15 protein-coding genes and 1 riboswitch are annotated in these 14,352 nt (G+C 48.3%); of the genes, 7 read left to right on the plus strand and 8 right to left on the minus strand.

From position 1 onward, the window contains the following. Window positions 1-405 precede the first annotated feature (405 nt). The 5 genes from M3194_RS01285 to M3194_RS01305 all read left to right on the plus strand — a co-directional run bounded on the left by M3194_RS01285 (window position 406) and on the right by M3194_RS01305 (window position 5,025). A complete protein-coding gene (locus tag M3194_RS01285; protein ID WP_251651213.1) occupies window positions 406-1,794 on the plus strand; it encodes a spore germination protein in 1,389 nt (462 codons plus the stop codon). Next, entirely contained in the window at window positions 1,791-2,873 is a 1,083-nt protein-coding gene (locus M3194_RS01290; protein WP_251651214.1) for a GerAB/ArcD/ProY family transporter, read from the plus strand. The genes M3194_RS01285 and M3194_RS01290 overlap by 4 nt, the downstream gene beginning before the upstream one ends. Then, on the plus strand, window positions 2,860-3,906 hold the full coding sequence (locus M3194_RS01295) for a Ger(x)C family spore germination protein (protein ID WP_251651215.1): 1,047 nt from the start codon (window positions 2,860-2,862) through the stop codon (window positions 3,904-3,906). The genes M3194_RS01290 and M3194_RS01295 overlap by 14 nt, the downstream gene beginning before the upstream one ends. A 129-nt stretch (window positions 3,907-4,035) precedes the next feature. Further along, window positions 4,036-4,566, plus strand: a complete 531-nt coding sequence (locus M3194_RS01300; RefSeq protein ID WP_251651216.1) for a CcdC protein domain-containing protein — start codon at window positions 4,036-4,038, stop codon at window positions 4,564-4,566. 120 nt (window positions 4,567-4,686) lie between these two features. Then, window positions 4,687-5,025 (plus strand): L,D-transpeptidase, encoded by a 339-nt coding sequence (locus tag M3194_RS01305; RefSeq protein WP_251651217.1) that lies wholly within the window; start codon window positions 4,687-4,689, stop codon window positions 5,023-5,025. A gap of 28 nt (window positions 5,026-5,053) precedes the next feature. Here the strand turns inward: M3194_RS01305 and M3194_RS01310 are convergent, their stop codons facing one another. The 6 genes from M3194_RS01310 to M3194_RS01335 form a co-directional block, all read right to left on the minus strand. Next, a complete protein-coding gene (locus M3194_RS01310) occupies window positions 5,054-5,836 on the minus strand; it encodes a glucosaminidase domain-containing protein (protein ID WP_251651218.1) in 783 nt (260 codons plus the stop codon). A gap of 139 nt (window positions 5,837-5,975) precedes the next feature. Further along, window positions 5,976-6,776 carry a TatD family hydrolase gene (locus M3194_RS01315; RefSeq protein ID WP_251651219.1) on the minus strand — a complete coding sequence of 267 codons (801 nt, stop codon included), beginning with the start codon at window positions 6,774-6,776 and terminating at the stop codon, window positions 5,976-5,978. Window positions 6,777-6,797: 21 nt separating this feature from the next. After that, entirely contained in the window at window positions 6,798-7,547 is a 750-nt protein-coding gene (locus M3194_RS01320) for an ABC transporter ATP-binding protein (protein WP_251651220.1), read from the minus strand. Further along, window positions 7,544-8,320, minus strand: a complete 777-nt coding sequence (locus M3194_RS01325) for an ABC transporter permease (protein WP_251651221.1) — start codon at window positions 8,318-8,320, stop codon at window positions 7,544-7,546. The genes M3194_RS01320 and M3194_RS01325 overlap by 4 nt, the downstream gene beginning before the upstream one ends. After that, a complete protein-coding gene (locus M3194_RS01330; RefSeq protein ID WP_251651222.1) occupies window positions 8,310-8,612 on the minus strand; it encodes a thiamine-binding protein in 303 nt (100 codons plus the stop codon). The genes M3194_RS01325 and M3194_RS01330 overlap by 11 nt, the downstream gene beginning before the upstream one ends. A 31-nt stretch (window positions 8,613-8,643) precedes the next feature. Then, window positions 8,644-9,678 (minus strand): ABC transporter substrate-binding protein, encoded by a 1,035-nt coding sequence (locus M3194_RS01335; RefSeq protein WP_251651223.1) that lies wholly within the window; start codon window positions 9,676-9,678, stop codon window positions 8,644-8,646. A 148-nt stretch (window positions 9,679-9,826) separates the two neighbouring features. Further along, a riboswitch (TPP riboswitch) is annotated at window positions 9,827-9,939 on the minus strand. A gap of 169 nt (window positions 9,940-10,108) precedes the next feature. Here M3194_RS01335 and M3194_RS01340 point away from each other — a divergent pair. Next, window positions 10,109-11,389, plus strand: coding sequence for a glycosyltransferase (locus M3194_RS01340; RefSeq protein ID WP_251651224.1), 1,281 nt, complete (start codon window positions 10,109-10,111; stop codon window positions 11,387-11,389). A gap of 55 nt (window positions 11,390-11,444) precedes the next feature. Here M3194_RS01340 and M3194_RS01345 read toward each other — a convergent pair whose 3' ends face one another. Both M3194_RS01345 and M3194_RS01350 read right to left on the minus strand, forming a co-directional pair. Continuing rightward, a complete protein-coding gene (locus M3194_RS01345; RefSeq protein ID WP_251651225.1) occupies window positions 11,445-12,398 on the minus strand; it encodes a GDP-mannose 4,6-dehydratase in 954 nt (317 codons plus the stop codon). Continuing rightward, window positions 12,395-13,447, minus strand: a complete 1,053-nt coding sequence (locus tag M3194_RS01350) for a mannose-1-phosphate guanylyltransferase (protein ID WP_251651226.1) — start codon at window positions 13,445-13,447, stop codon at window positions 12,395-12,397. The genes M3194_RS01345 and M3194_RS01350 overlap by 4 nt, the downstream gene beginning before the upstream one ends. 298 nt (window positions 13,448-13,745) lie before the next feature. Here M3194_RS01350 and M3194_RS01355 point away from each other — a divergent pair, with 298 nt between their 5' ends. Then, complete coding sequence (locus M3194_RS01355; RefSeq protein ID WP_251651227.1) at window positions 13,746-14,333, plus strand: hypothetical protein; 588 nt, start codon at window positions 13,746-13,748, stop codon at window positions 14,331-14,333. Window positions 14,334-14,352: the final 19 nt, after the last annotated feature.

A 14,352-nucleotide genomic window follows, 5' to 3' on the forward strand; every position in this document is an offset into this window, starting at 1 on the left:
CTTGGATTATAAAGGCACCTCGAGCGTGATAAAAGGAGGCCGCAATATTTTTTTGGCGTAAAATGTATAATCGCCCATAAAGCGGACAAGATAAAATCATCGGCGTCGGAAGATGCCGTAGACAACCGCGGAGAAGACTTACGTTTCCCCATAAGCTCTTCGTCCGGTTTCTCCTCTCCCATGAAAGGACGCTCAGAAATGAGCGTCCGATTTTTTTTGGATAAAGCTTTTATTTATAAGGTATTGAAGAAATCAAACAAGCGTGTATTCATTTATTGTCAACCAATTGTCCACCAAATTTAAATAAATACTTAACTTATAAACCCGCAAACACCTTGTAATGGTTTGCGGGTTATTGTTGTTTGCCTTTCACGCTCCGTCATTTTTTGTTGCTTAAGCGACTTCATGATAATCAATCCGTATACAAACCCCAATGTCTGCCAAAAATATAAGGAAATTCTTCTGAGGGGGCAGATTGAAATCATTAATTTAGTTCAGGAAATGAAATCTGCGTTCTCTGATCAAGATGATTTTTTCGTTCAAGACGCGCAATTTGACGGCACGGCCTTTTTCCTTATTGGTTTTAACACGCTTATTGATTTTGCCAAGTCAAATTTATATGTTCGGCAGATGACTCAACGTTCTGCTTCCGTACATGAACTTTTCCTCAACCTTAGCGATCAGCTTGATAAGGATGCAGCACAACTCAAAAAAGCCGTGTTGGACGGAAAACTAGTTCTGATCTCTGAAAGCGGCAATAACGCTATTGTGGAACCCGTCCCCCAAAGCCTCAGACGAAGCGTTGAAGAGCCCAGAAATGAAAGTCCCATTCAAGGTCCGTTGGATGCCTTTGGAGAAGATATTGAACTTAATATAGGACTGATTCGAAAAAGACTGGGCACTGAACGCCTATGCCTCTGCTCTTACCAAGTAGGAGAGCTCGCCAAGCAGAGAATTTCAATGCTGTATATTAGAGGAAAAGCTCAAACTGCTCTAATTGAAAAAGTTGACCAGCGGTTAAAACAAATTGAATCAGATATAGAAACCATTGACGATCTGAATAAGCATTTGGGTAAACGCATCTTGAGTCCTGTCAGTCATCTGTTTGCAACTGAAGTGCCCGTACAGGCTATTCATTCTCTGAAAAAGAATAGAATCGTTCTTTTTTTGGAAAATCAGCCTTTCGCGCTTGTTTTCCCTCATCTTATTTCTGATATGCTGCATACTGCTAACGATCGCAATCTCCCTATCGGGCTTTCACTAATGATCCGCGCCTTAAGAGGATTAGGAGTATTTGCCACGCTTGTACTTCCCGCTCTATATGTAGCCCTAACTTCGGTTAACCCTGAAATTTTAAAAACAGATCTCGCCTTGTTTATTGCGGATAGCAGAGAAGGCATTCCACTAACGCCTGTACTTGAAACCCTTATCATGACTATTCTAGTTGATTTAATCACCGAAGCAATTGTACGACTCCCCAAAAGCGTGGGCCCTACCGTTACGATGGTTGGCGGAGTTGTCCTTGGCACAGCGATGGTAGAAGCAAAATTAGTCAGCAACTTATTAGTAATCGTGATTACTTTTATGCTGATTGCAAGCTCCGCCGTCGTAGGCGTGCAAAATGCTTTATACATCCGGTCGTTAAAATACCCTGTGTTTGTTTTAGCCTCTGTTTACGGCATTGTAGGTTTAATTGTTGGTTTAGCCTTAATAAGCATTTATTTGGCTAGTTTAACGTCTTGCGATATTCCCTATATGACTTTTCGAATGAAAGGAAAGGAAGGCATAAAGTGACGCAACGGTTGCAAATCGGATTCGTTTTTATCATCATGCATATGGGTTTCGGTTATTTAATGTATCCCAGACTTACCTATTCGTTAACGAATACCGGGCATTGGGGGGTCGTGCTTACTTATGGATTGCTTCAATTGATATTAATCACGATCTACAAGAAGGGACTGAATTACTTTCCAAAAGAAGATATGGTCGATATTTTTTTGAAAATGGGCAGATGGGTCGCATTCATTTTTCTATTTCCGTATGCGATCAATCTGACCGCGCTTGCAGCGATGGACCTTCGCGCTCATGCCGAAACCATTACCTCAATCTTCTTGATTCGAACACCTTATTTGGCGGTATTAATATTACTCTTCTTTATTTCAACTTATACAGCAATAAAAGGTTTAGGCACCATTTTACGTACATCCATCATCTTTTTCATCACTATTAATTTATTGGTGATATTTGTTATTGCTTCCTCGACCGTAAATTTTGATTTGCGGAACGCTTTGCCCGCTTGGCCTTCTTCACTTGATTTCTTATGGAACATAAAATTCTTTTATCTTATGGGATTCTCGGCAATCTTATTTATAGGATTCATCCCATCGGAAACGAATTTGAAGCTTAGCCAACTCTTTGCGGCGTGGGCGTATGTATTGTTGTTTTTTTTGAGCGGTGTGTATTTCCCTCTTTTCATATTTGGTCAAGAAACGGTCTCCACCTTTCTTTTTCCCATAAAAGAGGCGGCGGATTCAGTCGACATAGGATGGTTTGTTTTTAATCGGCAAACAATCTTCTTTGGCATATCCATAATTGGGTTTAATCTCATCTTGACTGCCGTACAGTTCTGGATGGTCGGGAAAATCATGCAAAAATTAGTCCATTGGAAGAGAAGCAAAGCCTCCTATTGGACCAGTGCTTCTTCTCTTCTCGCATTTATATTCGCAGCATGCGTCCCAAACCGGATTTGGATTGAAAAGCTCATCTACTTGAGTGGAGGTACTAATGTTTATTTTATCGTAACCCTCCCATTAACCATTCTTCTCTATAGTGTTCTAGTTGAAAAGAGGACGGCAGGTTATGAAAAAAAATAATCCCTACAAAACAATAGTTGTACTGATGTCTTTGACCTTACTCTGTGGGTGCTGGGATATAAAAGAAATCAATCAGCGTGCCTTGCCGTTGGTCATGGGGGTTTCCAAGGAACACGATAAAGAATACCGAGTGACCCTGTCTATTCCAAGAACTAATGCAGAAGAAAAAACGCGAATTGTAACGGGGAGAGGCGATTCCGTTTCAAGTATTTTGGGACAAATGCGGAATAATTCTGAGAATGCCCTTGACTACTCGCAATTGCAATTAATTGTCATCGATAATAAATTGGCAGCTAACCAACCGGAATGGATAAAAATAATTAAGTATTTCATGACTTCAAAAGAAATTCCGTCTATCGCGTTGGTTGCGATTACGGATGACAATATTGAAACGATGTTTTCGAATATTAGCAAATTAGGCTTCGCCGGAACCGCTGTATATGACTTTTTTAGTAAAGGGGCCGGCTGGGCACCGGAGGTCTCAAGCACCCGCATTTGGGAAGTTTATCAGAGTTTGTTTTCTTATACGAATGACATAGCCGTCCCCGTCGTAAATACAGCTAAAGACACGGTACTGAACTTTGATGGCTCCGCTGTATTGAAGAATGGGAAAATAACGGAGAGAATCAGCCCGAGTGAAAACCATCTCGTTCATTTGTTTCAAAACCATACCACGATAAGGAATACAGAAAATCTGGGATTTGCCACCATCACGGTCATTGATAGCTCATTAAAAGTCAAACCGTCCATGAAAAATAGTGAACCGCGGATAGCAAGCGATTTATCTCTAAAAATAAGCATTCTGGAAAGCGATGAAGGCGTATCGAATAACCGGCTCAAAGAAGCCCTTGAGAAAAGGATTGAACAGCGGTTTAATGATATATTTAAACAAAACCAGAAAAACAGAACGGATATATTCGGCTTTGGCCAGCATTTCCGTTCACGGATTCCGTATGATGAACTAAAAAACTGGAGAGAAGCATATTTACCTAAGTTAATCGTGAATTTTCAGGTTCATGTTAGAATGGAATAACTTTTGTTGGTCTTCAACTTTGCTTGGCCATCGTGTTTATTTTTTTGCCTGGCAGTACGGCTCCCCACTGCTAATCCCAATTCTTTTGGAGTATAGTAAAAATACCACTTTTACAGACGGGAGGTTCTTATGAGCCAATTAAGCAGCTATATTATCCCCGTGCTCGTCATCCTGTTTATCATGTACCGTCGCTTCAAGCGGTCCATCGGTTTTCAGCCTTTCAAACCCGGCAGGCTGAAAATGCGAATCGGACTCTTCTGCGTCATCGGCATTCTGCTGCTTGTCACCGGCTTTCCCCATCCGGCGATATACCTGTCCGATGCCTTGGGAATCGCCTGCGGAGCCGTCATTGCCTATTACGCAATCAAGCACAGCCGATTCGAGCAGCGCGACGATACATTATTTTACCGGACGCATGTTGGCATTGAGACACTGGTCGTTCTTCTATTCATCGGCAGAATAGCCTTCCGGGTCATTGAGATGTTTGGCGAAGGCGGGACGATGGCCATGAATCCCAACTTGAACGGCGGGACAGCCCAGATGCAGCAATATACGAATGACCCGCTCACCGCGGCAACCTTCTTCCTTCTCGTAGCCTACTACATCGGCTATTATACCTTTATCCTCCGCAAGAGCGACGAGAAAGCGGCGGTCTCTTAAGCAGGCGTTCCTTCGGGAACGCTTTTTTTCATGTTCAATTCTCTCCCCGCCTTAGTAACCAAGCGTCTCGTCAGGAAATATCATGACATAAGCAAAGAAGATAGATGAGGTGAACTCAACATGGCCGTGTACCGTATAATCGTTGATTTGTCGGACAGGATGCTTCATCTGCTTGACGGCAATATCGTTGTGCACTCTTATCCCGTTGGAATCGGCAGGATGGTCACCGAGACCCCAACCGGAGAATTCAAGATCATTAATAAGCAGGAAAATCCCGGCGGCCCGTTTGGCGTGTTATGGATGGGGCTGTCCAAGCCGCATTACGGCATTCACGGCACCAACGATCCTTCCTCTATCGGTCACATGGTATCCCACGGCTGCATCAGGATGTACAACCAGGACGTGCTCGCCCTGTCGGAGCTTACGCCCGTTGGAACGAGAGTCACCATCCGCCCATGAGGCAAAAAAAGAAAAGCGGCATCTCCCTTCACGGGAGATCCGCTTTCAAGGTGACGGTCTGGGTGCCCTGCTCCCAGACCGCCTTGCGGTTTAGTGCCGCCGCCAAGTCCCGAACAGCAACATAACCCGTTGAGATATCGAGGCGAGAATCCAATGGCTGGCCGTTGACTGTGACCTTGCCAGCGGACCAGCCTATGGCCGCCCCCAAGGATTCTCCTAACGCGCGTGCTGCCACCCAGGTTGTCCCCGCATCATAATAGCCGACGGCAGCAACAAGTCCGTCCACCAGAATGGGAATGGTCTGCGAGGATCTGAACATCGTTGAAGCAGGCGAGGATGCAAAGGCGTTATCGTATTGCTTCAGCGAGTATTGGTTAATTAGAGTAATTAATTTATTAGGATAAGCCGGATCCGTCGCATAACCGCTGACATACAGCATGTTGGCCTGTTGTTCAGGCGTTACGGCAGCACGGACACGCAAGTAACGTGATGTTGAGAACAGCAAGTCCTGATCCTTCATAAAGTGATATACGCTGCTATAGGCACGGAAGGAAGCATTCATGCTCACCTGCGTACCGTCAACAACCTCCCAGGTCCCCTTCACCACGGCTTCTCCATGCCAATACGGATTGGGGATTCCTCCCCCGACTTTAATTCCCCCCAGATTGTACCAACGATGAATGACTCCGCCCGTTTCCAATAAACATTGCGCAAGCCGAACAGAAGGGAATATCGGCGAGCCTTCGCGTCTGACCTGCTCGACAGTGGGGACAAGCGAAGCAATAAATTGCATTCTTGTAAGAGGTGCCACTACAACCTCCTCCTTTCCCATGAAAAGTTAATAGATGTTCTTCCAATCTATGAATTTCCGATCCGGATCGTAACGGTTTCTGCCGTGCCGTATCAAAAAAACTCCGTTAAGCCCATCAGGGCCGAACGGAGCATTTCTTTTACAACGCATAAAATTCTCTGGTATTTCGAAGCAGCTGCTCTCGCACTTCCTTCTCCGGCAGCTGTTTGATCGCCGCAATATGAGCAGCAACATCATGAACCATCTCCGGCACCGTCATCTTGCCCTCGTAAGGTCCTTCAAAGGGCCAAGGCCCGTCCGTCTCCGCCATGAGCTGCTCCAGCGGATAACGCTCGACCAGCGATCTGATCTCATTCTCGTAAGCGACATCCGGCGTGACCGAGATCATGTAACCAAGTCGGATCATGCGCTCAACCGTCGCTTCATCCCCCTTGAACCAGTGGAAATGCACCTTTTTTACTTGATGCCGCTCCATGATGTCGCAAGCTTTTGCCCCATCCTCATGCACAGCGTGGAGTACAATAGGCCGGTTGAGTTCCGAGGCAAGCAAGGCAAACCGGTCCAGCAGATCAAGGTAGGGCTCCTCGTTAAAAGGCAGTCCTTCCTCCACGGCCGCGGACCGTGAATAATAGGGCAGGCCCACCTCACCAATGGCAAATGCTTCGCCTTCCGCATGCTTGGCCCGAATCCAGGCAAACAGCTCCTCCCTTTCTTCTATAGGGAGAATCGGCTGCTCCGGATGGAAGCCGTAGGCGGGATGAACACGACCCGGGAATTGTCTTGCAAGCTGCTCGTTCACCTTGCTGGATTCGAGATGCATCGATACGGCTATAACAGCCTGGATGCCCGATGCAAAGGCCTGCTGCAGCATGGCTTGCCGGTCCGCTTCCCCATAGGAATCCACATGAATATGAGCATCTATTGCCTTATATGTCCGCATGGTCGTTAACCTCCTGCCGTTTTATTGAAGCAGCTCATGAATCCTCTGCTTCAGTTCGTTAAACCGTGGTTCTCTCCATAGCTGAGGGGACCGCGGCCGATCAAAAGGCACCGTTATCTCCTCCAGAATCACCGCCGGGGCAGAAGACAATACGATAATCCGGTCAGACAGCAGCAGCGCCTCTTCAATGCTATGCGTAACGAGCAATACCGATCTACGGTTCTGCTCCCAGATCGCCATCAGCCATTGCTGCATCTGCTGTCTGGTTAACGCGTCAAGCGCGCCGAACGGCTCATCGAGCAGCATTAACGGTTGGGGAGAAAGCAGCGCCCGAAGAAAGGATACGCGCTGCTGCATTCCGCCGGAGAGAACATGCGGATAGGAGTCGGCATACTCAAGCAGATCAATGCGATCGAGCCACTCCCGCGCCTGACGGCTTGCTTCCTTACGATTCACGCCAGCTACCTCGAGGGCAAGCTCTATATTCGCGCTTACTGAACGCCATGGCATCAAGGATGCCTGCTGCGGCATATATGAGACGTGGCCGCGGCTGCCCGTCGTGAGCTTGCCGCTGATCCACACTTCGCCTGCGGTGGGCTTCTCAAGCCCTCCAATCAACTGAAACAGCGTCGTTTTGCCGCTGCCGGAGGGGCCGATAATGGATACGAATTCGTTCTCCGCAACCGTAAAAGACAAGCCGTTCAGAACGTTTTTCCGGCCGGAATCAAAATCTTTGCGGATCCCTTTCAGTTCAAGCGCCGAAGCTGTCATGCCCTACCCCCTCCTTTCGCCGGACGCCACCTAATAACCAGTCTTTCGATGAGCGCTACCGCTCCGAATACAGCAAGACTGAGCAGGACGATCAGGAACACCGCGGCGAACATTCTTGCCGTTTCATAGCCCTTTGATGACAGGATCATATAATGGCCAAGACCTTTGTCCGCACCAAGCCATTCGGCAACAACGGCACTTAGAACGGCATACGAAGCAGCAATTTTGAGCCCGGAAAATAAATGCGTAACCGCATTAGGAAGCTCGAGCCGCGAGAACAGCTGCCATTTGCCCGCTCCAATCATCTGCATATAATTACGAAGATTCGGATCGGTATCCTTGAAGCCGTTCAGCATCGCAACGGAAACCGGGAAGAAGCAGACGATCCAGACGAGAATAAGCTTGGGCAGCACCCCGTAGCCAAGCCAAATCGTAAGAATCGGACCTATCGCAATGACCGGCACGTTCTGTGACACCACAAGCAGCGGATAGACCGCTTTCCGGACGAAAGGTATTAAATGGAGAATCGCGGCGATAATGAAGCCCGCCAAAGCACCGCCGGCAAATCCGATAAGCGCGAGCTTAATCGTTGCCGAGGTATTCAACATCAGCCGCGGCCAACCTTGAATCATTTCTTGAAGTATCGAAGTCGGCGAAGGCAGCTGCCATTCCGGCACAAGACCGCCGTCAACGGACAGCTGCCACACAGTAAGGATAACAAGAATGAGCAGTACGGAAGGCCAAACCGCGTTATGCCAGCCTTTATTGCCCATCCGGATATTTCTCCAATAACCGGCCCATTGAAGCGCCGTTAGCCGGATTGAAATATACTTTGACCTGCGAAATAACCGACGGACAGCCCATCTCGGTCATGGCTTCATTCATCGTCTGAACAATCTGGAACAGCTGCGGAAGCTCGCCTTCCATTGTTGTCTCAAGCGGTGCCACACGGTAAGGTACGCCTGATGCCTTAATAATCTCGATTGCACGGTCGACATACGGAATAACGCTATCTCCGTTTGGGGTTGTCGGTAATATTTGAATACTTACAAGCGCGTTAGCCATGATCGTCAGCTCCTCTAATAGTTATATAATCTTAAGCCTCCGGCAAAAAGTCGTTCGTGAACGCTTTGTCCGCGTCCAATTCTTTCTCCAGCAGCTTGTGGTCAAACATCCATTGCGAGTAGTTCACCCATACTTCCTTCTTCTGCACGCCCCACTGCGATGCATCGTCCGTATACTTCGGACTGAGCCACTTCTGGCTTGCCCGCACCAGATCGGCATTCAAATCCGGCTCTGCCTTGATCAGCACCTCAGCCGCATCCTCCGGATGGTCAATCGCAAATTGATAGCCTTGAGCGGCGCCCGCGACAAAGGCTTTTACAACCTCCGGCTTCTCGGCGATCATCTTCTCGCTTGTCTCCAGGAGCGGCGTATAATAATCCAGCTTGTCGCTGTAATCGGTCAAATAAACCATGTTCAGCTTCTCGCCGCGAAGCTCTGCTTCAACGCCTGTCCAAGCGTAGTAGATCCAGGCAAAATCGATGTCTCGTTTCACGGCCGTGAAGAAATCGGTGTCGCCAATGCTGAGCATCTTCACCTTGGACACGTCCGCCTTCTCTTCCTGCATCAACGATCCGATAACCGCTTCTTCTACCGGCGCTCCCCAGCCGCCGTACGTTTTGCCTTCAAACTTCTTGGGCGAATCAATCCCTTTGGCTGCAGGTGAAGCAAAGCCCGATGTATTGTGCTGGATGACGGCCGCAATGGATACGAGAGGTACGCCAGCAATCCGCGCCATGGTCAGCGATTCCTGATAGCCGACGCCAAATTCCGCTCCGCCGGACGCTACCATTTTATCCGCGCCGTCCTGGCCCGGTTGAATAATCTCGACATCAAGGCCCTGCTCCTTGAAATAACCTTTGTCCCGAGCCACGTACAGACCGGTATGATTCGTATTTGGCGTCCAGTCCAGCACAACCTTCACCTTGGTCAGAGGCTGCTTCGCACCGTTGCCTGCATCCTCATTCGCCGCATTCTTGTTATTGTTCGAGCCGCAAGCAGCCAGCAGCACGACAACCGCCAGCATCGCTGTCATGACAGCGAATCTTCTCTTAGTACCTGTTCTCATCTTTCTCTCCCTCTCTCTACTTGACTATGACGTTTGCTCTTATGGCCGGACTACCTTCTGAAAAAACAAAAAAAGGTCCCCCGAATCCGGAGGACCATACATTTCGTCAGCTGTATTACAGATCTGCCTCTATAGCTATCCAATAGAGACATACCGAAATAACAATTCCTACGCTGGCATTATCCAGATCAGGTATAAGGGTCGGAATTTTCTTAGGAATTCCCTCTCAGCTGGCCTCAACCAGCTCCCCGGTGCTATTCACTTACGTCAGTAAGTTTCATTATACCCTTTCTGCCCGAAAAAGCCAGCTTTCCTTTTAGACAAACGCCGTTTTTGAATCTGCTAGGTTATTGTCCTTATAGACTTGGGATTGGCATGAATAGTATGTAGTCGAGTGCATATCCGCTAATATCGAGAGGATTGAACCGGGGTGAAAAGACGACACAAGAGCAAGAAGCCGAAGCGGTCAAGCAAGCTGAAATCCGGAAAACGCAAATCTAAAAACGCCAAACGGCATTCGAGAAAAAAACACCGCCGACAAAAGCGACGCACGCGCCGTGATGCAGCGGCTGTACAAGTGCTGGCTCCAGTCGACAGCACTCTTCGGGAACCCGGAGTTAATATTATTGGATTTATTCATGCCGAGATGGGAATCGGCGAATCCTCAAGGCTTGCGTCGAACGCCATCGATACAGCAGCCATTCCGTTTGGTCTGTTAAATTTCCCTCTTGCCGTTGCCTCCAGAATGTCGGATTACAGCTGGTCGCACAAAGTGATGGATAAAGCCCGTTACAATACAAATATATTTCATATGAATGCTGACTTTATGCGTCCTGCCCGTGAACATTTTGGCGATGATTTGTTCAACAGCCGCTATAATATCGGCTATTGGCATTGGGAGCTTCCGGAATTTCCGGATGAGCATGTAGAAGGCTTTAACCATGTCAACGAGGTATGGGTGTCGAGCAAATTCGTCGCCGCCTCCATCTCGAAGAAATCAACGGTTCCCGTTGTGACGATCCCGCACTGCATCCAGGTACAAGTCGCGCCAAATGTGAACCGCTCCTGGTTTGGCCTTCCGGAGAACCGGTATCTGTTTCTGATGATGTACGATGTGCAGAGCTCTACCCTCCGCAAAAATCCGGGGGCCGTTATTGAAGCCTTCAAGCTTGCCTTCGATAAGAACGATTCGCGGGTTGGACTTGTACTGAAGGTGAATAATGCCGATTTCAGGCCTAACGAACTTGCGGAGCTTAAGAAAATGATCGCCGAGCGAAGCAATATGTATCTGATCGATAAAGTCATTTCGAGGCAGGAGGTTAACGCCTTGCTGCAGTGCACGGACAGCTACGTCTCCCTTCACCGTGCCGAAGGCTTTGGTCTGGGACTGGCGGAAGCGATGTACTTAGGCAAGCCCGTTATCGCGACGAACTGGTCCGGCAATACGGAATTTATGAACAGCGGCAATTCCTGTCCCGTCTCCTTCCAGCTGGTCAATATCGGCCAGGATTGGGGACCGTACAAGAGTCATCAGATCTGGGCGGAGCCTAATGTCCGCCATGCGGCGGATTATATGCAGCGTCTGGTCTCCGACGTGCGCTGGCGCGAATCGATTGCGGCAAGCGGGATGCGCACGATTCATAATGAATTCTCTCCGGCCGTTATCGGTCAGAAAATCAAAAGCCGGTTGAAGGAGCTGCTGCTCATCTAGAACCATGCAAGACCTGCCCGGTAATCGTAAGAGGTCCTCTTCCGGGCAGGCTTTATTACGCAAGCTCATTGCGCCAATAATTTAATAAATCCTTCATGGTTTGCTCGAACGGAATTTCCGGCATCCATCCGGTCTGCTTATAAAACTTGGCATAATCGCCAACGAGTACTTTCACATCGGATGGCCTAAGCCTTGTCTTGTCTTCTTCTATCGTAATCTCCACCGTGCTGTAGCTGAGCAGGATTTGAATGACCTCCCGAATCTCCCGGCACTGCCCCGATGCAATATTATAAATCTCTCCGGCTTCGCAATAATCCATGGCCATCCGGTAAGCTCTTACCACATCCCGAACATCGGTGAAATCCCTCTTCGCCTCCAGATTCCCTACATATAATACGGGAGGCTTCAGGCCCTTCTCAATCTCGGCAATCTGCTTCGCAAAATTCGAGCTAACGAATTGCTCGCCTCTGCGAGGACCGGTGTGATTGAAGGTTCGGGTTCTTACGATATGCTGACCGTACGTTTTGTAATATTGATAGCCCAAATAGTTTTGCGCAATTTTACTTACCGCATAAGGGCTTATCGGGCGAAGCGGATTTGTCTCCTTGACCGGCACCTCATCCTCTTCAACCTGCCCGTATTCCTCGCTGGAGCAAGCAATCAACACCTTGGAGCTCAAACCCAGCTTCCTTAGCGCTTCAAGTAAATGAACCTGGCCTATGATATTATTCGTTAACGTCTCAGCAGGCGAATCCCAAGACACCGGCACAAAGCTCTGCGCTGCAAGATGGAAGATCAGGTCCGGCCTGACCTCCGTCATCATCCGCTCAACGGCCTGTTGGTCCATTAGCTCACACTCATACAGGCGCATATCCGGGAGCAGATGTCGAATATGGCGCAGCGAACTGTGGCTTCGCATGGTTCCTGTCACTTCAATTCCCTGGCTAAGCAGATGCTCGGCAAGATGACTGCCTACAAATCCGGTTACTCCTGTAATCAGTGCCTTCATCCCTGCCTGCCTTCTTGGTCGGCCGTGATGGCAGCAATAGCATGCTTGACATTCTGTTCATCCGATTTGCGGCAAATAAGCAGCCCTTCCACCGTTGAGACTATAATCAAATCTTCAACGCCAATCGCGACTATCAGCTGCTGCTCCGTATAAATAATGGTGTTGCGCGTGGCAAACGGATAAATGCTTCCATGCAGCAAGTTCCCGTCTCCATCGGTACTGAATATCCTCTCAAGCGAAGTCCAGGTCCCTACATCATCCCATACAAATTCAATAGGAATCGTATAGAGACGCTCCAGCTTCTCTACCAGGGCATAATCAATAGATAGCTTTTGCAACCGGGCATACGAATGCAAGAAATCCTCATCCTTAAGATCAAATATGGACCACATCTGCGGCTGATATTTCATCATGTAACCGGCAATCGTCGAAGGCTTCCATATAAAGATCCCGCTGTTCCAATACATATTCGGCTGTTCAATAAGCTTCTCGGCTTTTTCCTTTGTGGGCTTCTCGATAAATGCTTTAACCTCTTTAATCCGGTCTCCGAGCTTCCCCTTATGCTGAACATTTTCGATCGTTTCAATATAGCCGTAACCCGTTTCCGCTCTCGTTGGAACAATGCCAAGCGTAACGACAACGCCGTCATGGCTTGCTGCCTGTTCCGCAGCCCGGAGCGCTTCCATTAGTTCCTCCGTATCGGGAATATACTGATCCGAAGGAGCCGTCACAAGCACCTCATCCCGCTCCAGCTTCATGAAATAACTGGCCGTCAGCGCAATGCACGGGGCGGTATCTCTTTGATCTGGTTCTATAATAATGCGATTCTCTCCCAGCTCGGGGAGCTGTTCCCTTACGATAGGCAAGTAATTCTCACTAACGGCCACGTAAACATTCTCTTCCGGAAGATAGGAACGGAAGCGTTCGTAGGTTTGCTGCAGCATAGTTGCCTCTTCAGAGGCTAATGTCAAAAACTGCTTTGGCTTCGCAACCGTGCTTCTTGGCCAGAAGCGCGTTCCTTTTCCTCCTGCCATAATAACAGCGATCATTGTCGTTCACCTCGAAACGGTAAATCTCCTTCTATTGAATCATCTCGCTTATTCAAGCCGGAGCTCCTTCCTTAACCGGTGCCGGATTGATAACTTACATATCTACAACTTATGCTTTAATAGAGTAATCCTAATGGACGAATAGCCAAAAGGGACATAAATCAGGCATATGACTCCGCCCAACTATGGATTGAATCAAATCTACCAAAAATAGACAATCGTTCACGGCTTATACCGTCAACTCTATGAATCTCTGAACATATGATGTGGTATATCATTTGAAAGGAGAGGATTAGATATGGGAGAAACAGGTTTGACAGGTCTTACTGGTCTTACTGGTCTTACTGGTCTGACAGGCGCCACTGGCCCTACTGGCCCTACGGGTCCAACTGGCCCTACAGGTGCTACTGGTCTGACAGGCGCCACTGGCCCTGCTGGTCCAGGTGCTGCGGTATTTGGTACTAACGGAGGAGTATTTCCGCTTGGTCCAATCGGGATCACAGGTGCAGAAATTCCACCGGTAGAAATTCTCGCAACGCCAGTTACAATTACTTCGGCTGCAGCCAATAAAGTAAAAGTTGACGGGGTTGTTGATGTCTTGCTTGCCGGTACCATTATTGGTGTATTGCTCAACCCAACAATCACTGTAGATTTGCTCCGTGACGGCGTTGTTGTGGCTTCGGTTACCAGCACTACTTTCGCAACGGTTGCGCTTGCTGCCGTGCTTGAGCTCGAAGTCGTGATTCCTATCACTTACTTCGACACGCTTACAGTAGGCGCGCACGAGTACACGCTTGAAGTATCGGTTAACTCGATCTCGGTCGCAATCACAGGTGTTACTGCTACGGTTCAATACTCCTCGCTTGCAGCTTCGATCGGCGTCTAATCAACCCAAACAGCCTTTT

This window comes from Paenibacillus glycanilyticus, assembly GCF_023715145.1.
GTDB classification, from domain to species: Bacteria; Bacillota; Bacilli; order Paenibacillales; family Paenibacillaceae; genus Pristimantibacillus; species Pristimantibacillus glycanilyticus_A.